At 56.3% G+C, this 17628-nt stretch carries 21 protein-coding genes; 11 read left to right on the top strand and 10 right to left on the bottom strand.

Annotation, left to right across the window (positions count from 1 at the left end; translation table 11 throughout):
- Positions 1–124: 124 nt before the first annotated feature.
- A complete protein-coding gene (locus tag M0974_RS18195) occupies positions 125–1111 on the bottom strand; it encodes a mechanosensitive ion channel domain-containing protein (RefSeq protein WP_297839740.1) in 987 nt (328 codons plus the stop codon).
- A 71-nt stretch (positions 1112–1182) separates the two neighbouring features.
- Positions 1183–1431 carry a hypothetical protein gene (locus M0974_RS18190; protein WP_297839738.1) on the bottom strand — a complete coding sequence of 83 codons (249 nt, stop codon included), beginning with the start codon at positions 1429–1431 and terminating at the stop codon, positions 1183–1185.
- Between the two features lie 227 nt (positions 1432–1658).
- On the opposite strand from M0974_RS18190, the gene M0974_RS18185 reads away from it, so the two are divergent.
- Positions 1659–2513 (top strand): EcsC family protein, encoded by an 855-nt coding sequence (locus M0974_RS18185; protein ID WP_297839736.1) that lies wholly within the window; start codon positions 1659–1661, stop codon positions 2511–2513.
- 43 nt (positions 2514–2556) lie between these two features.
- Here M0974_RS18185 and M0974_RS18180 read toward each other — a convergent pair whose 3' ends face one another.
- Together M0974_RS18180 and M0974_RS18175 are read right to left on the bottom strand one after the other, a co-directional pair.
- On the bottom strand, positions 2557–3312 hold the full coding sequence (locus M0974_RS18180) for a type 1 glutamine amidotransferase domain-containing protein (RefSeq protein WP_297839732.1): 756 nt from the start codon (positions 3310–3312) through the stop codon (positions 2557–2559).
- 234 nt (positions 3313–3546) lie between these two features.
- Positions 3547–3876 carry a hypothetical protein gene (locus tag M0974_RS18175; RefSeq protein WP_297839729.1) on the bottom strand — a complete coding sequence of 110 codons (330 nt, stop codon included), beginning with the start codon at positions 3874–3876 and terminating at the stop codon, positions 3547–3549.
- Between the two features lie 398 nt (positions 3877–4274).
- Between M0974_RS18175 and M0974_RS33345 the strand changes: the two genes are divergently transcribed.
- Positions 4275–4412 carry a D-alanyl-D-alanine carboxypeptidase family protein gene (locus tag M0974_RS33345; protein WP_367279035.1) on the top strand — a complete coding sequence of 46 codons (138 nt, stop codon included), beginning with the start codon at positions 4275–4277 and terminating at the stop codon, positions 4410–4412.
- 46 nt (positions 4413–4458) lie between these two features.
- Here M0974_RS33345 and M0974_RS18170 read toward each other — a convergent pair whose 3' ends face one another.
- Entirely contained in the window at positions 4459–4749 is a 291-nt protein-coding gene (locus M0974_RS18170; RefSeq protein ID WP_297839727.1) for a chorismate mutase, read from the bottom strand.
- 457 nt (positions 4750–5206) lie between these two features.
- Between M0974_RS18170 and M0974_RS18165 the strand changes: the two genes are divergently transcribed.
- Positions 5207–5911 carry an SDR family NAD(P)-dependent oxidoreductase gene (locus M0974_RS18165; protein ID WP_297839725.1) on the top strand — a complete coding sequence of 235 codons (705 nt, stop codon included), beginning with the start codon at positions 5207–5209 and terminating at the stop codon, positions 5909–5911.
- A gap of 221 nt (positions 5912–6132) precedes the next feature.
- On the opposite strand, the gene M0974_RS18160 is transcribed toward M0974_RS18165, so the two are convergent.
- A complete protein-coding gene (locus M0974_RS18160) occupies positions 6133–7038 on the bottom strand; it encodes a LysR family transcriptional regulator (protein WP_297839722.1) in 906 nt (301 codons plus the stop codon).
- A gap of 87 nt (positions 7039–7125) precedes the next feature.
- Here M0974_RS18160 and M0974_RS18155 point away from each other — a divergent pair, with 87 nt between their 5' ends.
- The 6 genes from M0974_RS18155 to M0974_RS18130 all read left to right on the top strand — a co-directional run bounded on the left by M0974_RS18155 (position 7126) and on the right by M0974_RS18130 (position 12323).
- Positions 7126–8250 carry an alanine racemase gene (locus M0974_RS18155; RefSeq protein ID WP_297839720.1) on the top strand — a complete coding sequence of 375 codons (1125 nt, stop codon included), beginning with the start codon at positions 7126–7128 and terminating at the stop codon, positions 8248–8250.
- Positions 8251–8305: 55 nt separating this feature from the next.
- Entirely contained in the window at positions 8306–8686 is a 381-nt protein-coding gene (locus tag M0974_RS18150; RefSeq protein WP_297839716.1) for a RidA family protein, read from the top strand.
- Between the two features lie 15 nt (positions 8687–8701).
- The gene (locus M0974_RS18145) at positions 8702–9382 is read left to right on the top strand and encodes an HAD family hydrolase (RefSeq protein WP_297839713.1); all 681 of its coding nucleotides are present in this window, start codon (positions 8702–8704) and stop codon (positions 9380–9382) included.
- Positions 9383–9436: 54 nt separating this feature from the next.
- Complete coding sequence (locus M0974_RS18140; RefSeq protein ID WP_297839710.1) at positions 9437–10408, top strand: threo-3-hydroxy-L-aspartate ammonia-lyase; 972 nt, start codon at positions 9437–9439, stop codon at positions 10406–10408.
- 293 nt (positions 10409–10701) lie between these two features.
- A complete protein-coding gene (locus M0974_RS18135; protein WP_297839707.1) occupies positions 10702–11829 on the top strand; it encodes a saccharopine dehydrogenase in 1128 nt (375 codons plus the stop codon).
- A 2-nt stretch (positions 11830–11831) separates the two neighbouring features.
- Entirely contained in the window at positions 11832–12323 is a 492-nt protein-coding gene (locus tag M0974_RS18130) for a DUF2269 domain-containing protein (RefSeq protein WP_297839704.1), read from the top strand.
- Here M0974_RS18130 and M0974_RS18125 read toward each other — a convergent pair.
- From M0974_RS18125 to M0974_RS18115, 3 genes are all read right to left on the bottom strand, one after another.
- On the bottom strand, positions 12274–12732 hold the full coding sequence (locus M0974_RS18125; protein WP_297839701.1) for a DoxX-like family protein: 459 nt from the start codon (positions 12730–12732) through the stop codon (positions 12274–12276). The genes M0974_RS18130 and M0974_RS18125 overlap by 50 nt on opposite strands.
- Positions 12729–13181 (bottom strand): thiol-disulfide oxidoreductase DCC family protein, encoded by a 453-nt coding sequence (locus tag M0974_RS18120; protein ID WP_297839698.1) that lies wholly within the window; start codon positions 13179–13181, stop codon positions 12729–12731. Before M0974_RS18120 ends, M0974_RS18125 begins: the two co-directional genes overlap by 4 nt.
- Positions 13182–13531: 350 nt before the next feature.
- Positions 13532–14539, bottom strand: a complete 1008-nt coding sequence (locus tag M0974_RS18115; RefSeq protein ID WP_297839743.1) for an AraC family transcriptional regulator — start codon at positions 14537–14539, stop codon at positions 13532–13534.
- Positions 14540–14604: 65 nt separating this feature from the next.
- Here M0974_RS18115 and M0974_RS18110 point away from each other — a divergent pair, with 65 nt between their 5' ends.
- A complete protein-coding gene (locus tag M0974_RS18110; RefSeq protein WP_297839695.1) occupies positions 14605–15855 on the top strand; it encodes an MFS transporter in 1251 nt (416 codons plus the stop codon).
- A 305-nt stretch (positions 15856–16160) separates the two neighbouring features.
- Positions 16161–16622 (top strand): GNAT family N-acetyltransferase, encoded by a 462-nt coding sequence (locus M0974_RS18105; protein ID WP_297839692.1) that lies wholly within the window; start codon positions 16161–16163, stop codon positions 16620–16622.
- Between the two features lie 2 nt (positions 16623–16624).
- Here M0974_RS18105 and M0974_RS18100 read toward each other — a convergent pair.
- Positions 16625–17628: hypothetical protein (locus M0974_RS18100; protein WP_297839689.1), on the bottom strand; the 1004-nt coding region annotated here is incomplete at its 5' end.

The following is a 17628-nucleotide window of genomic DNA, read 5'->3' as shown; positions in this document are numbered from 1 at the left end:
TCAGCCAAGGCGACAATGCCGCTTTTGTTTTTATTCAGCTTCGACACTTACCTGTTGGGCAATAGCGCGACCCAGTGTGGTGAGCTTCGCCTGCGGCTCGGGGGAGTGCAGTCGAAGTCATCGATCATTTTTCGTGTTCCCCTGGTGTCGTTACTGCAAGGTGGGTAGCACCATGCTCCGCATCAGGCACCAGCAGGCGCTCACGCGGATCAGCTATTCGGATGTTTAATTCCCGGAACCTTTCGAGGATACGGCGGTTGGTTTCGCGCTGTACCCCCCACCGCCCGTTAGACGAGCAACGAATTTGCCCAGCTAAGGTGAACATCGATCCGTCGATCGCGTCGACCCCCCATATTTCCAGATCGGCCAGAATCAAAGGCCCGAACGTAGGGTCTGCACGTAGCTCGGCGCCGATTTTCTTAAGTTCATTGCTGGCAAGAGTGACGTCCACCTCATAACCGATGTTGACGCGTACTGCTGCGTTACCGATGCCTCGGTTGGTATTGTTAACCGTCGAGACGGAGCTGAAGGGAATGATATGCAGAGAGCCATCGCCAGCGCGTAGGCGCACTGTACGAATAGACAAATATTCCACTGTGCCGCTAACACCGGCGACGGTAACGCCGTCGCCCACCTGCATGGCGTTCTCCATGAGCAGGAAAATACCGGTGATGAAGTCTTGAACCAATTTTTGTGAGCCAAAGCCTAACGCAACCCCAAGGATGCTCGCCCCCGCTAACAACGGGGTGGTGTTGATGCCGATTTGAGTCAAGGTCGTAAGCCCTACTACCAGCGTCAGGGCAATGAGCAAGATTGTTCGCATCATCGGTAATAGTGTTTTTAGACGGGCGGCACGTGTCAGGTCTCCATTTTCGGTCCACAGCGTGACGCGTCGCTGAACAGTGGTATCGACCAGATACCAGACGATTACAGCGATCACTAACGCGGTGAGAATAGTCAGTGCCGCCGATGTCATGCTGCCGCCGATCGTGCCCGGGGCAAACCAATCGATAGCGTTGATCCCTTGTGATTGCAGTAACGCGACAGCGGTAAGAACCATCACGACAAAGGAAATCAGTCGGCGAATCAATGGATAATAACGCTCCCCCATACTGCTACGCAGGTTGGCAGATCTACTCTCGTTTGAGGGGGCGGCACTGTCATCGATGTTAAGAGCTTTCGCTACCAGGCTTTGGACAAAAACATTACTGCAGCGAGATGAATGAACAGCGAAACCAGTTTAACCATTGCTTGGTGACCCGATTCGCCGGCCCCGAGCTGACCGGCAGCGGATGCCAACGCTATCCCGAAGGTGGCGAATACGATGAAGCGGCCCAGCCAGGTATACAGGGCGCGGGCTGATAGTGGAGTGATCCGTAACAGACGAACGCCATGGCCGTAAGGGGCGATCAACACACGTAACACCGCCATGCATGGTCGATTGTAGCGAGCCCCATAAGCCATGAACTAAGCTCGATCAGGAGCTAATGATATTCCGGCCAGTTCAGGAGAGTAGCCTCAGCCCAAACGAGCAGGGGAGGCGTAACCTCCTCAGAATACGCGGGGCACCAACTTGTACAGTTTACTTGTCCTTCTCGAAGCTTTCACTACGGCCCGCCTTGCGTGTCTTTGACTCATGAGAGCACAGTGGAAATTTAATGGAGGCGCATGTGTACATCAGAGACAACCCCGAGGACTACAAGGACCTGAAGCAGGCCGTTGGCTTGCTGGAGTCCCCCTCCCTGACGGCGAGACTGTCCGGCATGATCGGGTCACCCATCGAAGGCGCGGTAAAAGCATTGCCTGCTTCGGTTTCAAAAAGGATCAACGGAGCAGTGGCGGCGGCGCTGCACTCGTCCGCTGACGCGGCGCTGTGGAGCCTGGCGAATAGTCCGAAAAAGCCTGCATCGACCCGGTTGCACAAGGTCTACGCCGCGACCTCGGGTGCGATCGGCGGGGCCTTCGGTTTTGCCGCGCTGTTTGTCGAACTGCCGATCTCCACCACCATCATGATGCGCTCGGTAGCCGACGTGGCGCGTAGCGAAGGTTTTGACCTGGGTGACTTTGCCACCAAGCAGGCGTGCATCGAAGTGTTTGCCATGGGCGGCAACAGCCAGTCCGACGATGCGTCGGAGACGGGTTACTACATTACCCGCAGTTTCACCACTCAGACGATGCAACATCTGTCCAAGGAGCTGGCTGAAATAGCCGCGAAACAGGGCACCAAGACCATTAGCAACCTTTCCCCGGGGCAGGCTGGAAAATGGCTGGCCATACTGATCGAGAAAGTCGCTACACGTTTTGGCTTCACCATCTCCAGCAAGTTCGCCGTGCAGGCTGTTCCCGTGATTGGTGCGTTTACCGGGGCGACGATCAACGCGCTGTTCACCGATTTCTATCAGGGCATGGCTCGTGGGCACTTCATCGTCAAAAGGCTGGAGGACAAATATGGCTATGAGCAGATCAAAAGTGAGTACGCGGCCATCAAGACCGCGCCTGTAACGCTTGTCTAAGACGACCCCTCTATCGCCAAATACGTGTACCGATAACGCTGCATCAGAGACTGGGCGCCTGCAGCATGGCAACCCATTCTGCGGCGAATCGATGGCAATCGCCCGGCCAGCGAGCAGTGAGCAGATGGTCGTCGCGTACCACAAAGCCCAATTGCGGCGCCTGCGCGGAATCGCGTTTGGCCATGATGGGTCCGCGCACAAAGTCCGTCTTTTGGGACAGTGCGGCGGTGACTTCCGCCTCAACGGTTTGCCCGTAAGTGCGGTAGTAGCGCCCCAGCCAAAGCGCGGTCATCAGCCATGCCGGCAACTCCATGGTTGCAGCCAACAATGCCGTGACCTTGCGCCCGAACAACACTGACCGCCCGGTGTCCGGGTCGAGTGTACGGGCCAGCAATAGCACGCCATGACACACCGCTGCCACTGGCTTTTCTGCCTTGAAAAATTGCAGGGCGATGTGCCGGGCCTGCCCGGATTCCAGCAGGCTACGCATCCCTTTAGCATGACCGCCGGGAATCAGCAGCCCGGCGAACTGCGTCGGGTCGACATCGGCATACCCCAGCGGTTGGCGAAACGCCTCGTTTTCGATCATCTGCGCGTAGCTGTCCAGGTCGGCTTTGCGTGTCATCAGCATCGGGCTCAGCGGGCCGAACCCGATGCTCACCAACCGTGGGTCGGCATAGGCGGCCAAGCCTTGCGGGGTGGCAAAACGTACCTCGATGCCAGCTTTGCGCAGTGCCTGCCATGGCACGCTGCTTTCGGTAGGGTCGTAATCGGCGGATGGCAACAGAATCAGAATCATCTCGGGCAGACTCCCAGGCCAGGAGTGGCCGCTGATGTCGAGAATAGGTGGCCTACGGACTTCGCTTCACTATTGTGCCTTTCCAACTCTGTAGTTTGTTGCAGACTTGAGAAAACAACAGCGAACTTCAGGGTAAGCCTACAGAATTCGAAAAAAAGCGTACTACAAAACGTTTCAGTCCTCTGCGCTTTTTGCTCATTATCATCTATCAGTTGCTAGTGAGTATCGGTCAGCTTAATTACTCCCACTATCACTCGCGCCGTTGCCTGAGTCCTTGTCTCCTTTAGGCGGATCTTGACTAGACGTTGTGTCGGCACTGTTGCCTTTCTCATCGTTCTTTCCCTTGGATCCGGATAAGTCCCCTGGCTTGCTGCCAGGCGGTGTGGCTTGTGGATTAGCCTTATCGGCCCGTTCCGATGATCCCTGCGAATTGGGTACAGTTCCTGTTTTATCAGCTTCTGCTTGGTTTGCGGCGATGGAGAACGTTTCCGTTGCTGGAGCCGCCACCACGTGCATGCACACAACGCTTGATAATACGCAGGCTAAGAAATAGATGTTTTTCATGGGTACTCCCAATATAAGACTTATCTAAGATGGGCCATGAGGACGGTCAAAAGTGCATTTTATGTGACCACCGGTAGACTCCTTCAGCCTCTCCTGCAGAGCAGACGTAAGCGTCTGGTAAAGGTATCCAAACCTGGCCAGGTTAAGGTCGACAATTTCTGGTAGAGGTAACTGATCTGAGCACCGCGCTCTGGTAGGCTATGTCACCAATCCTGCCCCTTGGTTCGCATGATGTGCTACACGCCCGCTGCGCTGCGCATGCTTGATTACTTAGGTATATCGCTACACTCCGTCATTGATCGCAATCTGCAAGAGTTCGTTGAGGCGAAGGTCCTTGAGCTTGCCGAGGTTGATGCAAGCGCAAGAGAGCACTTGCTGCTACCCATCGCTGCGCAGGCTTGGCGACAGTTGAAAACTTCCGCCAGCAGGCTTGGGGTGGACATTTACATTGTTTCGGCCTTCAGAAGTCTTACCCGATCAACAATGCCACCGGCTACGCGTATGAGCCTTGGCATTGGAGATTTAGATCTGGCTAACATCAGGTTAATGTAGGTGGTCATCAACCATCTGATGCATTCCAGCCTATTTCAATGTGTTTTCTTGAATGGCTTGATGATTGACTACAACTTCATCTATGACGGCTCTGAAGACTTTTTGAATCAGTTCGATACTAACCCCGTGGCGTGTAGCCAGGACGGAATACCTTTTCGCCTGCTCGGCTTCGCGAGAAGGATCTACAGCCTCCAAACGCTGTGCAGCCTTGATAATGCCAACCTTGCCGGTAGCGATAAATCTCAGCGCGAGAATCCTGATGACCTCTTCATCCAAGCTGTCAATTTCCGCCCTCAAACGCCTCAACTCATCGCCGCTCATGCAGGTTGCCTCAAAGTCTTTAGTAGTCGCGGCTAAGTGTATCGTGTCTAGATCAGCCGTTGATAATGCGTTGAGAAGTCGGACACGTCCGTAGCTTTTGGCCGAAAGCCGTCGGTCCTTGGCGCGGCAATGGATTGTGCGATTCAGATCGTTGTAGCGTTAGCCAGCGGAGATTGGCCGCTAGTGCATTTCCCAACGCGCTACGAATCGAAGGAGAAGGAGAATCTGCCCATCCGCGAGCGTCATAGGCAAGGTATCTTCATCGAACCCAGAAGCACCTGCCGCTTGGAATAAATCGTCGGTTTGAGCATTGAACGGCCTATCCGCCTGGACGGTGGTCGCTGGGGAGGCAGCAGGAAAGTGTTCGTGATTTTGACGAAGACAGGCGCGGACTGCGGACGTTAAAGTGTGTCGCTCGTCGCCCGGCGACAACTCGTTATATTTATCAAGGAAGCCCATGAGAGCAATCATCACCGGCGCAACAGGAGGTTATGGCAGCGCACTTTGCCGTCAGGCGAAACTGAGTGGTTACGATGTCGTAGCCGTTAGTAAGTCTCCCGACAAGTTACAGTCGCTCGTGCAATGCGGGCTAGCCGATGAGGTATTTGCGCTGGACTATCTGGCCGAGGGCTTGGACGCTAATCTCACGAATTTTGAAAGTTTCTTGCAGGGCAGAGGGCTGACTAAGATTGACTTGCTGATCAACAATGCTGGTATCGGTAGCAAGCAGCATTCGCTGTTCGATGAAAGCGCCGATGAGTTAAGGCGGGCGTTCGAGGTCAACTGTATTGGACCGGGGCAATTGATCAGGCGGATGGCTGCCTCGTTCTCCCTGGCCACGGTGGTCAATATCTCTTCACGCCGCGGCTCGGTCGCTCAAAACGCCGATGAGCAAGTCTCCAAACTGGGCTGCTCCTATACTTATCGAATCTCTAAGTCGGCGCTCAACATGCTGTCGCTTTGCATCGCTGATGAGTTGGGTGACCGACTGTTGAGCTATACGGTTCACCCCGGCAGGCTGCGCTCGGGAATCGGTGTGCAAGGGGCTGAGCTTTCAGCAGATGATTCCGCCGTGCGGCTGTTCCAACTAATCGCGGCGCGCCCAGACCCTTCGCTGTTCTACAGCTTGGAGCACGAGCAGGTGCAAACCCTGCCTTGGTAAAAAGGATCAACCTTGCGCTCTATTGCCGCCGAGTAAATGTTTGAAAAACGTTTTAGAGCGCATTAGGCCGCTGGTATCGCAACGACAATCGCGTTCCTACGCAAATTCAGGTCCACTGATTAACCAAGCACTGGCAGATTTTACGTAGCAAAGCAGCCTTCAAAACGGGGCCTGCGTTTTCACACAGCCTAGCCCCATTGCAGCCGCTCGCGAATGGCGGATCAAACGCGCCAAGGCGGCACCGGTCGGAATGACTCCTGCAAAAATCGCATGTAATTGAGAGTTCGCGCAGGCAGTCCTTCGCGTTGATGGGTGAGGGCCACGACATTGGCATCCGGCAGCTTCCAGGCGGGCAGCAGCCGCACTAGGGTGCCATCGATCAGGGCATCGGCGACGTCCCATTCAGAGCGCAGGATGATGCCTTGCCCCGCGCAGCCCCATTGCCGGATTACGCTGCCGTCATTGCAGCTCAAGACCGGGTGGATGCGCACACTCTGGGTTTTGCGTGCGCGAGTGAAATGCCACAGCGTCACGTCTTCATTGTTCTCGCGCAGTGCGATGCAGGGTAGCTCGGCCAGGTTTTCGGGGCTTTTGGGCAGGCCGTGCCGTTCGATAAAGGCCGGTGAGGCGCAGATAAAACGACGATTTGGCGCAATGGCATGGCACACCAGATTGGAGGTGCGTAGCTCGCCAATATGGATCACCACATCAAAGCGGTCGCTGGCCTCGACCATGGGTTGGTCGGACAGGGTCAGGGCAATCTCGACCTCTGGATGCTGGCGTTGAAAGGCAGCGGCTGCTGGCGCCACATACTGCCTGCCAAAACCGAACGGCGCGTTGATTTTCAGCTTGCCGACGAAGCCGCTGCGCCGTTCATGCAGGTCCTCCAGTAGAGCGTCGAATTGCTGGATCAGCTCGGCCCCGCGCAGGCACAGCAATTCGCCTTCGTCGGTGAAGCGTAGTTGCCGGGCGGTTCGATCCAGCAGGCGGATGCCCAGTTTCTTTTCCATCTGCTGCAACCGCTGGGTGACCGCTGAGGGTGTCAGGCCGAGTTTACGCGACGCCTCCAGCAAGCTGGTGCTCTCACGGATAACCAGTAGAAAGCGAATATCGAATGCATCGTTCATTAAGTTTTACTGAATCTATGAGTTAGGGAGATTAAAGTTCACGACGGTTTTGACGGCTTAGAATAGCGACATTACCGGAGAGCACAAATGGCAGAACTATTCGAAACCCCCGCGCTGTTACTGGATGTTGATCGTCTGGATGCGAACATCCTGCGCATGTGCAACAAACTGGCGCCGTTTGAGGTGGTGTTGCGCCCTCATGTCAAAACCAATAAATCCCTGGAAGTGACCGAACGCTTTTTTGCAGGCGGACGCGGGCCGATCACTGTGTCCACTCTGCGTGAGGCAGACTTCTTTTTCGCCGCCGGTTTCACCGACATCCTGTATGGCGTCAGCATCGCCCCCAACAAGTTCACTCACGCCGCAACGTTGATCAAACAAGGCGCGGCCTTGAAGCTGGTGCTGGACAACCTGGAGAGCGCCCGGCTGCTGGCCGACTTTGCTCGCGGCCATGAACAGCCCTTCGAGGTACTGCTGGAAGTCGATTGTGATGGTCATCGTTCAGGCATCCCCCCGCACTCGCCGCTGCTGGTGGAGATTGCTCAGTTGCTGCGCGCCAGCGGCGTTACGGTCAGCGGCGTCATGACTCACGCCGGCAACTCTTATGACAGCCGCTCCATCGTTGAAATCGAGGCCTATGCCCGGCAGGAACGCGCCGCCGTGGTCGATGCTGCGCAGCTGCTTACAGGGGCGGGGTTCCAACTGTCCATCATTAGCATCGGCTCTACGCCCACGGCGCTGTTTACCCAGGACTTGTCCGGTATTACGGAAGTCCGGGCCGGGGTGTTTGCCTTCTTCGATCTGGTGATGGTGGGGTTGGGCGTGTGCCAGGTGCAGGACATTGCCGTCTCGGTGGTGACTACCGTTATCGGCCATCAGCCGGAAAAAGGCTGGACCATTGTCGACGCCGGCTGGATGGCCCTTTCCCGCGATCGTGGCACCGCCAAGCAGAGCGTGGACCAGGGTTACGGCATCGTCTGTGACCTGGCGGGGCAGCCCATTGGCGACTTGATCGTTACTGTGGCCAACCAGGAGCACGGGATCATCTCGTCGCGCTCGGGAACCCTTGTGCCGGCAAGTGCACTGCCCGTGGGCACCCAACTGTGCATCCTGCCCAACCATGCATGCGCCACCTCGGCACAGCATGCGGGTTATCACGTCCTGACCGAGGGACGCCACCTCGGTTACTGGTCACGCATTGCGGGCTGGTAAAACCCATCGGAGGCTAACGGCTTCGGGTTGTTCCAATTCTTTAATGGAGGCATCAATGGAAATCATTACTTCAGAAAAAATGCCCGCGCCGGGCGGTCATTACTCCCATGGCGTTGTTTCGGGGCACTTATTGTTTGTGTCCGGCCAACTGCCGTTTATCCCGGCTTCTGGCAACTTTCCGGAAGGTATCGAGGCCCAGTTCGTTCAGGCCATGGCCAATGTGGAAGCGGTTCTCCATGCTGCCCATTGCTCCCTGGCGAATCTGGTCAATGTGCAGATATTCATTACCGATGTTAAGCACTGGCCGGTCGTCAACGCGCTCTACGCGGCCTTAATGGGTGGAAATAGACCGGCGCGGGCAGTCATTCCCTGTGGCGAACTCCACCATGGTGCACTGGTGGAAATTACGGCCGTAGCTGAAATTCCACAACCCTGAACAGGACCAGCAGCAATGACTTCAAATAACCTTGAAAACCCGCTCCTGATTCAGGCTTCACCCCCTGTGGAACTTGTGCTATTCGATCTTCTGACCGCCTTGCTGGACTCCTGGACGCTGTGGAATGCAGTGGCCGGTTCAGAGCAAGTGGGGCGCACATGGCGCATGGCGTATCTGAAGGCGACCTATGGCTGTGGCACGTATAGGCCTTATGAAACCCTGGTCGAAGAAGCGGCCATTGAAGTAGGGTTGGGCAGTCAGGCCGCTGCCGAACTGGAAGCACGCTGGGGCGAGTTGCAGCCCTGGCCTGAAGCCAAGGCGGTGCTGGCGGCACTCAAGCCGCACTATAAGCTTGGCATTGTGACCAACTGCTCGGAGAAACTGGGCCGTCTTGCTGCAGACCTTATGGGGGTGCCGTTCGATGTGGTCATCACGTCGGAGAAGGCCGGGTTCTACAAGCCGGACCCTGTGCCTTATCGCTTAGCCTTGGATACCCTGGGCATTGCACCGGAAAATGCGGTGTTTGTGGCCGGCTCTGCCTATGACCTGTTCGGGACCGAGAAGGTCGGCCTGCCGACGATCTGGCATAACCGCATTGGCTTGGCTGCCCCAGAAGGCGCACCGGCGGCCTTGGTGACGAGGCCCACTCTGGATACTCTGGCGGCGGACTTGTCGAGTATCGCGTGGGGGTCTTGAGGCCTTTGGGTTGGACCTCTTTAAAAAATTTACTAAATCAGGAGTGATGACCCGATGACCACGACTCAACTGATTCTTCCTACCTATCAGGACGTTCTTGACGCCGCCGAACGCATTCGGGGCCATGCCCACCGCACACCGGTATTGACTTCGCGCACGCTTAACGGACAACTTGGCGCCGAGGTGTTTTTCAAATGTGAGAACTATCAGCGCATGGGCGCTTTCAAGTTTCGCGGCGCATTCAACGCATTGGCGCGTTTCGACGACCGCCAACGCAAGGCCGGGGTCGTGGCATTCTCATCCGGCAACCACGCCCAAGGGATTGCCCTGTCCGCGCGTATTTTGGGTATTCCAGCGACCATCGTGATGCCACATGATGCTCCGGCGTCAAAAATGGCCGCGACACGTGAATACGGCGCCAGTGTGGTGCTCTATGACCGTTACAGCGAGGATCGCGAAGCTATTGGTAGAAAGCTGGCAGAGGAGCATGGCTACACCTTGATTCCATCGTATGACCACCCGGATGTGATTGCAGGACAAGGCACTGCGACCCTGGAGTTGTTGCAAGATAATGGGCCTCTGGACGTACTTTTCGTGTGCCTGGGAGGCGGCGGACTCTTAGCCGGTAGCGCTCTGGCAACTAGGGTGCTGTCTCCTGATTGTAAAATTTACGGAGTGGAGCCGCAGGCTGGGGATGACGGTCAGCAATCGTTTCGCACTGGAGAAATTGTACACATCGACACGCCGGATACGTTGGCTGACGGTGCTCAGACGCAACACTTGGGGCACTACACGTTTCCCATTATTCGCCGAGACGTTGATGACATTCTGACGGTTACAGACGCTCAGTTGGTTGAGGGTATGCGCTTTTTTGCTGAGCGCATGAAGATGGTCGTGGAGCCAACTGGATGCCTGGGATTGGCCGCCGTACGTGAGATGGGCAAGGCTTTGGAAGGCAAACGTATCGGCGTGATTGTGAGCGGAGGAAATATTGATTTGGACCGCTACGCCCGGTTGCTGGCTTAGCTTTTAATGCCGGCGACAGTCGATCTCGTCGGAGTGCTGTGTGGTGCTTTGTTCGTGACGTTTGCCGGGACGGCGCCTGCAGATAGCCCCGCTGCAAGGTCCAGGGCGGGTCCGAGCCTGAACCGCGCCCAACCGTAAAGTAACACTGAAAAAGATCATGAGCCTCCCCAAGTATCTAAGCGTCAGCAGTGAGTACACGCGCTACTTGCCTGGGTAACCGAGATGAGTGAAGCTCCACCGAAACCTGTCTAAGGTGAGTTGGCTGCATCATCGAATCGTTTAGGGAAGAGTTAATGGCGTTCAGGGTGATGGTGATCGGTGGGTACGGAAATTTTGGCAGCATCGTTTGCAGGCATTTGGTTGTGATGCCAAGCGTAGCTCTGGTGATCTCGGGGCGCGCCCCACACAAGTTATTGCGCAAAGTCGATGAGTTGAAAACCCAATCGGGCACGGTCTGCGAAAGTTGGTGCGGCGATGCCATGGGTACTGAGTTCAAATCCGTTCTGGGTTCGATGAACATCAACTTGGTCATCCATACCGGCGGCCCGTTTCAGGGGCAATCCTATGCCGTCGCCGAGAACTGCATAGGCGCGGGCGTGAACTACTGCGACCTGTCTGACTGCCGAACCTTCGTCACCGGCATTGGTGTGCTCGATGCTCGAGCAAAACAAGCGGGAGTGGCGATCCTCAGTGGTTGCAGTTCGGTGCCGACGCTGTCGGCAGCAATCATCGATCAGCAGCGGTATCGCTTTAAACGCATCGACTTGATCGAACATGGCATTTCCTCTTCGGCCAAGATGCCAGGACTGTCGACTGTCAAAGGCGTTCTCGCCTACGCAGGCAAACCTATCAAGCAACTTAAGCATGGCGAGGTTCATGAAGTGTTGGGTTGGCAAGACCTGAAGCTGCGCAAGATGCAACATCTGGGCACTCGGGTGCTGGCCAATGTCGATGTGCCGGACATGGACATCTTCGCCAGCCGCTACGGCGCCCAAACTCTGAGTTTCAAGGCCGGAGCGGGTCTCAAGCTCGGCGGTGTCGCCAACTATCTGCTTGCCCAGGCACTGAGGATAGGGATGGTTCGTGACCATGCTCCCTGGGCCGAAAGGCTTCATCGGTGGGGTCTATGGTTCGAACGATTCGGCGATGGCAAAAGCGCGATGTACATTGATGTCCAGGGCATCGGTGTTGACGGAAAACCGCTGTCCATGACGGTGCAACTGACAGCATTGAATGACAAAGGCCCAGAAATCCCAAGCTGCGCAGCCGTTGCCTTGGCCACAAAAATCGCCCAAGGGTACTTGCCCGAGCCTGGCGCCCGAGCTTGCGTGGGCGAAATCACCGTCGACGAATACATGGCCGCGATCAATGATCCAGAAAACTTGAGCATGTCCGTGTACTTCTCTGACGAGCAGAGCTGACCATGCTCTATCTGTGCCTGAAGTACATCCACGTCATAGCCGCTATTTTCCTGTTTGGATTCGGCATGGGGTCCTATCTTTACTTGATTGCTGCCAGCCGCACGGCCAACCCTCAAGTGATTGCGCACGTGGCCAGAACGGTCGTGCGATTCGATACCTGGATTACCACACCGGCAGGCTTCATTCAGATCGCGACGGGCTACCTGCTGATGACGCTTGCCGGACTTCCCTTGACGACGGAGTGGGTGCTGACGTCGTTGATCATCTTCCTTTGCGTGGGGTCGCTTTGGCTGCCGGTGTTGGTGCTTCAGAAGCGGTTGTATGTCTTGGCTTTGAACGCAGTTCAGGTAGGAAAGAGGCTCGATGATGAATATCGGTCCGTATACAAAAAATGGTTTTGGATGGGAGTTTTCGGATTTTTAGGTATGTTTGTGATTGTCATGATTATGGTAACGAAGATGACGCCGGTTCGGTTGTTTGAGCTATTGGTGTAGGAGGGGCAAACATAGTCTCTCCTGGCGTGTTCAATTTGGCTAAAACCCTGGTGTTCCAGGCAACGGCGCACAGGGCAAGTCCGGCCACATTTAGCGAGACAGGGTTGAAGGCATCCCTAAGCATCGATGGATTGAAAATCGCGACATCCAGCAGCAGGCTGAGCAGCGCCGTCGCGGCGACGGTAAGCGGCCAGGAACTGCGCGGCGCGAGCAATATCCATAGGGCCAGGACAATTTCGCCGGCTCCGGCAATATTGGCGAATAGCTCAACCTGATCGATCCCATGAGATTGGATCATTGTCCGCTCGCCTGGACTTAGCCACAGCAACTTGGGAACCAGGCCATGGTAGCCAAACATGAAGGCCAAACCGCCTCGGGCGATCCAGTTAATGCGTACCAAGGCGTTCATGCTGGAACTTTCAAAAAACGTTGTTCATGATCAGGGTCAGGCAAAAGGCACGTGTCGTATTTTCCGAAAAGCCGGTATCGATTAAGCGCGATGCGATCGTATGCCCAATCTCGAAGCTTGCTTGGGAAGTAGCGCAAAAGTATCAATGGACGCCAACCGGCGGGCAGTTGGGCGATGACTTCAAAAAATGCATCCGAACGTACCCAGTAGTGCCGGTCGCGTATCACGGCCATGGTGTCGAATTGATCTAAGGGCAAATTTGCCCAAGCTAACAGCGCCTGCCCTTCGGGCGACTGTACTGCCGCCAACCGGACACGCCTGTGGTTGTCATGGCGGATCAGGAATCTTGCCCAACCATTGCACAGCTTACATACGCCGTCGAACAAGACCACCGTTTCGCCTTGCTTGAGTAATGGCGCTGGTGAGGATCTAATTTGGGATGCTGGCATAAGCGCGGGTCCATTTGAGCTTGGTTATTACGATCTTAACCCCGTGCCAGAGTTAAAGTCTGCTTTTGGCCGTTTTTTGCATGTCACCACCGGTAGAGATCAACGCACCGTAATCGCCATAAACCTACTTCAACGTAAAGGTTGTTTTGAGGGGCATGACAATTTTACGAAAGTTGTCTTTAAACGTGATATTGACAGCCCAAATACCCGTTGGGCCCTTTGTTGTCTGTCGTGAAGGGCAGCAAACGACCCCAAGTACTGCTCGACTTAGAAACCTGATTTTGATTTGTGAACATCAATGGCTCGAAAGATCCCTACACGAGTGGCCGAACAGATCTAATCATCACACTTCAGGCGCTGGCGGGCCGGGTTAGTTGTCGGCTGGCGCCGGGCGGCTGGCCGGTGACGCGCTTGAAGGCTCGGCTGAAGGCAGCCTGCGAATTGTATCCAAGGCGCTGCGCGACTGTCTCGATAGGAAGTCTCTCCAGCGTCAGCCACTGACTGGCGAGACGCATCCGCAGTTCAGTTGCGTAGCGCAGCGGTGGCGTCCCGATTGTGGTTTGAAAGTGCTGCGCGAAAACAGAGCGGGAGGTATTACATTGCGCCGCCAGTTCGGTCACCGTCCAATCGCGCCCAGGCTGTTGGTGCAGAGCCAATAGGGCTTTGGCCAAGCGGGGATCGCGTAACGCGGCTACAAGGCCTGAAGCATTACCGCAGGCACATTCAACCCAGCCTCGAACAATCATGGCCGCGACCACGTCCGCGAGACGGGCAAGGATGCCGGCGAAGCCGATGCGTGCGCAGCTGACTTCACGCTCCATGGATGCAAGGATCGGCATGAGCCCTGGATAGCGTTGTCCCTGAGCATCGATCAGCATGAGATCCGGCATGAGGCGGCCAAGACCATGCAAACTGCCAAGTTCGAATTCCATGCAGCCGCTGAAGAGGAGGGCGCTGTGAGTGACGCCAACATCGGGGCGAGCATCCACGGCACACACCGAATCACCGAGGGACGCTGCGTCGAAACTGCCTATGTCCTGGACGGGTATGTCCAGGCTGGATAGAAGCTGATGGGCACCCCCATGGGAGATGAACACGGCGTTGCCAGCCGTCAGTTCGTACAGGGTGCCGTCCTCGGTACGCAGTGTGACGGCGCCGACAGCGATGAAGTGGAAGTAGGCGTGTCCGGGCTTGGCATTGAAGCCCAAGCCAAAAGCTGGCCCTGCCTGGATGCGGCGGTACTCGATGCCACGCAGTCGCATGCCACGTAGCAGTTCGTTTATGAGGTCAGAGGACACATCGAATGGGTCTGGAGACATTATTCTCGGGGTTTCGGTAAAAAATTCAAGATTTTGCATCATAGATCATCCTGACCTTCGCACCTAGACTTCCGGTCGCGATAACTTTTGAGGGATGTCTAGTGATGAGTAACTGTGTTTGTGACGTCGTACCCGGTGCAGACCTGGGGAATGCAACTGATGTAGAACCTGCGGCACCGGCCTGGATGGCGGTATTTTCGCTGGCGATGGGCGTGTTCGGACTGCTGACGGCGGAGTATCTACCGGCCAGCCTGCTGACGCCGATGGCTGCCGAACTGGGGGTGTCGGAAGCGTTGGCAGGGCAGGCCGTGACAGTCACGGCGGTAGTTGCGCTGTTCGCCGGGTTGCTGGTGCCGGGCCTGACGCGAGGGATCGACCGGCGAGTGGTTCTGCTGTGCTTCAGCGCACTGATGATCTGCTCCAACCTGTTAGTCGCCTTCTCGTCGAGCCTCACGGTGCTGCTGCTGATGCGAGTCCTGCTGGGCATCGCACTGGGCGGCTTCTGGAGCATGGCGGCTGCGGTGGCGATGCGTCTTGTACCTGCGGCGCTGCTACCGCGTGCCTTGTCGATCATTTTCAGCGGCATCGCTGTGGGGACCGTCGTGGCGGTGCCGCTGGGCAGCTACTTGGGTGGAATCTACGGATGGCGCAGCGCTTTCGTGGCGGCTGCGGCAGTGGGGGGCGTGACGCTGGTTTTCCAGTTGTTCACACTGCCGCCGCTCGCACCCAGAAGGACTGCACGGTTGAGAACGGTGCTGGAGGTACTGCTACGCCCGGGCATTGCAGTGGGAATGTTGGGCTGCGTGCTGGTGCATACCGGCCACTTCGCGCTGTTTACCTATATCCGGCCGTTCCTGGAAAGCACTACCGGAGTCGGGCCTGATGAGCTGGCGCTGATGTTGCTGGGCTTCGGCGCCGCAAACTTTGCCGGCACGCTGTTGGCCGGATGGCTGCTAGTGCGTAGCCCGCGCGGAACGCTGGTGCTGATGCCTGCTCTAGTCGGCGTTGCAGCGCTCGCCTTGGTGCTGTTGCCGGCATCTGTGACTGGCCAGGCGTTGCTGTTGGCACTCTGGGGCATGGCTTTCGGCGGCGTGCCAGTGGCGTGGTCGAACTGGGTGGCGCGCGCGGTGCCCGATCAGGCAGAAAGCGCGGGAGGAATGGTGGTGGCCTCGGTGCAGTCCGCCATCGCTGCGGGGGCTGCTGCGGGGGGCGCGATGTTCAGCTTTAGTGGTATCGCAGGCGTCTTCGTCGCAGCAGGCATCTTGATGCTGCTTGCGGCGCTGCTGATTGCTCTGAAGGTAAAGATCGAAGCACCCCGGCAAGGTGCAGGGGCGGAACCGGCGCTTCATCTTTGAAAAACGTTAGGGCGGTTCTCTGAAAAGATTACCGTCGGTGATATGGGCAGATGTTTGTGAAGACCGGACATGTCCGTTTCGTGCCGTTTGTTGCCAGTCGTGAATGGCCACAATCGACCCAGGTGAACTTCCGATCCGCCTTCGCTGCGTATCATTCTATAAATGCACATCGAGGCGCTCGTCCACACCACAGAGCGGCTCGAACGGGTATTCTGCGAGCACAAGCGCTCGTATCGCAGCATTCGGCCGAGTGCTTTTACGAACTTTCTAAACCGACATTACACAAAATTGCGTCAGGATTTGCCATGAGCGAACGACACATTATCCGCCAAGCAGTTGCAGACGATGAAGTCGCTGTGCGTGCTTGTGCCGAGCAAGCGTATGTCCAGTATGTTTCCGTATTGGGACGAAAGCCTGCACCGATGTTGGCGGATTACAGGGCACAGATTGCAGCCGGCTATGTGCACCTTTCCACAGGAGAACAAGACGAATTGCGAGGTTTCATCGTCTTCTTTCCGGTGGATCAGCATATGTTTCTCGAAAACGTGGCCGTGTCAAAAGCAGGGCGTGGGAAAGGTATCGGCAAATCACTCGTTCAGTTTTGCGAGGCGCAGGCGGTGCGCTTGGGCCTTAACAGCGTTCATCTCTACACGAATGTGAAGATGACCGACAATCTGTCAATTTATCGTCGACTCGGTTACGTCGAAGTCCAGAGGCGCTCGGAGGATGGATTCGATCGCGTCTACTTTGAAAAAATCTTGGGTTGAAGTCATGGCATAAAAGTAAGTTTGTCCAACAAGCCGGCCGTCCCAAACAGTAGTATCTGCACGAGACTCCCTTCGTTCTCTATCAGCCTCACGGGCGCGATGCCTCCTGGCATCACTACGTCGACCATACCGCTGGACACCAAGCCCGCTAGCCAGGCTGCTGCTGCAACTGCACAGGCACTTGTGCCTGAAGAGGCTGTTGGGCCTTCGCCGCGCTCAAATACTCTAGCGATGATGGTGTTTGCGGAACCCATGGCTGCCCATTGGAGATTTACCCCTGCTGCACACGGGTCGCCGTCGCCATGGGCACCTTTGGCAAAAGCAATATGTGCCAAGGCGGCATGGAGCGGTTGCTCATGCATCTGACGAAACCCGGGAAGCGCCTCTGTCTCAGATACCAGCGTGACGCAGTGCGGATTGCCTATGCGAACGAAGACGCTCCGGCACCAACGCGGGTCTAGGCCGATGAGACGCTTCACACCATTGAACTTAACGTCACGTTGGCCCGTTTCGACCAAGCCGGAGCGCGTTGCCTGGACGGCCTCTGGTCCAAATGCGGGCTTTCCAAGATCTAACCAAAAACCATGTAGCGCTTGCCGCGTATCGGGTGTGACCATTGTCGCAACAGGAGACGATGACGAGCCGTGGTCGTGATGAACCCTGAGCATGAAAGGGGTCGTGGCATCTATTCGTCCAGAGTCAGTCAACGCTTGCGAAAAAATGGTCAGCCCGTTTCCGCTCCGCTCTGCCAGTGTGCCGTCCGTGTTGACTATCAGCAGGTCAAAGGGACTTGCCTCTTGGAACGGCCCAATCAGCAAGCCATCACAGCGATGTTCTTTCGCATTTTCAGGGCGCTGACCGCGTGGCCAATCACACAGTGCTGTAATTGCCTGCTCTGCCCAGAGTCTTCGTGTTGCGGCGGCCAATGCAGCATCCTGTGGAATGTCTATTCCCAGTGAGCGAAGTGTTGACGGCAAGGCGACCAAGTAAATATTTCCACGTGCAT

Source organism: Pseudomonas sp., assembly GCF_026224925.1.
Classification (GTDB): Bacteria; Pseudomonadota; Gammaproteobacteria; order Pseudomonadales; family Pseudomonadaceae; genus Aquipseudomonas.
The sequence above is the reverse complement of the archived record's forward strand: the minus strand, read 5'-3'. Positions and strand labels throughout refer to the sequence as shown.

Bases quoted from the DNA above. Each gene is read 5' to 3' on its own strand.
- M0974_RS18185 (WP_297839736.1), top strand. From the start codon at position 1,659: ATGGAGGCGCATGTGTACATCAGAGACAACCCCGAGGACTACAAGGAC.
- M0974_RS18125 (WP_297839701.1), bottom strand. From the start codon at position 12,732: ATGAACGCCTTGGTACGCATTAACTGGATCGCCCGAGGCGGTTTGGCC.
- M0974_RS18105 (WP_297839692.1), top strand. From the start codon at position 16,161: ATGAGCGAACGACACATTATCCGCCAAGCAGTTGCAGACGATGAAGTC.
- M0974_RS18115 (WP_297839743.1), bottom strand. From the start codon at position 14,539: ATGCAAAATCTTGAATTTTTTACCGAAACCCCGAGAATAATGTCTCCA.
- M0974_RS18180 (WP_297839732.1), bottom strand. From the start codon at position 3,312: ATGATTCTGATTCTGTTGCCATCCGCCGATTACGACCCTACCGAAAGC.
- M0974_RS18150 (WP_297839716.1), top strand. From the start codon at position 8,306: ATGGAAATCATTACTTCAGAAAAAATGCCCGCGCCGGGCGGTCATTAC.
- M0974_RS18155 (WP_297839720.1), top strand. From the start codon at position 7,126: ATGGCAGAACTATTCGAAACCCCCGCGCTGTTACTGGATGTTGATCGT.
- M0974_RS18140 (WP_297839710.1), top strand. From the start codon at position 9,437: ATGACCACGACTCAACTGATTCTTCCTACCTATCAGGACGTTCTTGAC.
- M0974_RS18190 (WP_297839738.1), bottom strand. From the start codon at position 1,431: ATGGCGGTGTTACGTGTGTTGATCGCCCCTTACGGCCATGGCGTTCGT.
- M0974_RS18175 (WP_297839729.1), bottom strand. From the start codon at position 3,876: ATGAAAAACATCTATTTCTTAGCCTGCGTATTATCAAGCGTTGTGTGC.
- M0974_RS18145 (WP_297839713.1), top strand. From the start codon at position 8,702: ATGACTTCAAATAACCTTGAAAACCCGCTCCTGATTCAGGCTTCACCC.
- M0974_RS18120 (WP_297839698.1), bottom strand. From the start codon at position 13,181: ATGCCAGCATCCCAAATTAGATCCTCACCAGCGCCATTACTCAAGCAA.
- M0974_RS18130 (WP_297839704.1), top strand. From the start codon at position 11,832: ATGCTCTATCTGTGCCTGAAGTACATCCACGTCATAGCCGCTATTTTC.
- M0974_RS18160 (WP_297839722.1), bottom strand. From the start codon at position 7,038: ATGAACGATGCATTCGATATTCGCTTTCTACTGGTTATCCGTGAGAGC.
- M0974_RS18110 (WP_297839695.1), top strand. From the start codon at position 14,605: ATGAGTAACTGTGTTTGTGACGTCGTACCCGGTGCAGACCTGGGGAAT.
- M0974_RS18165 (WP_297839725.1), top strand. From the start codon at position 5,207: ATGAGAGCAATCATCACCGGCGCAACAGGAGGTTATGGCAGCGCACTT.
- M0974_RS18170 (WP_297839727.1), bottom strand. From the start codon at position 4,749: ATGAGCGGCGATGAGTTGAGGCGTTTGAGGGCGGAAATTGACAGCTTG.
- M0974_RS18135 (WP_297839707.1), top strand. From the start codon at position 10,702: ATGGCGTTCAGGGTGATGGTGATCGGTGGGTACGGAAATTTTGGCAGC.
- M0974_RS18195 (WP_297839740.1), bottom strand. From the start codon at position 1,111: ATGGGGGAGCGTTATTATCCATTGATTCGCCGACTGATTTCCTTTGTC.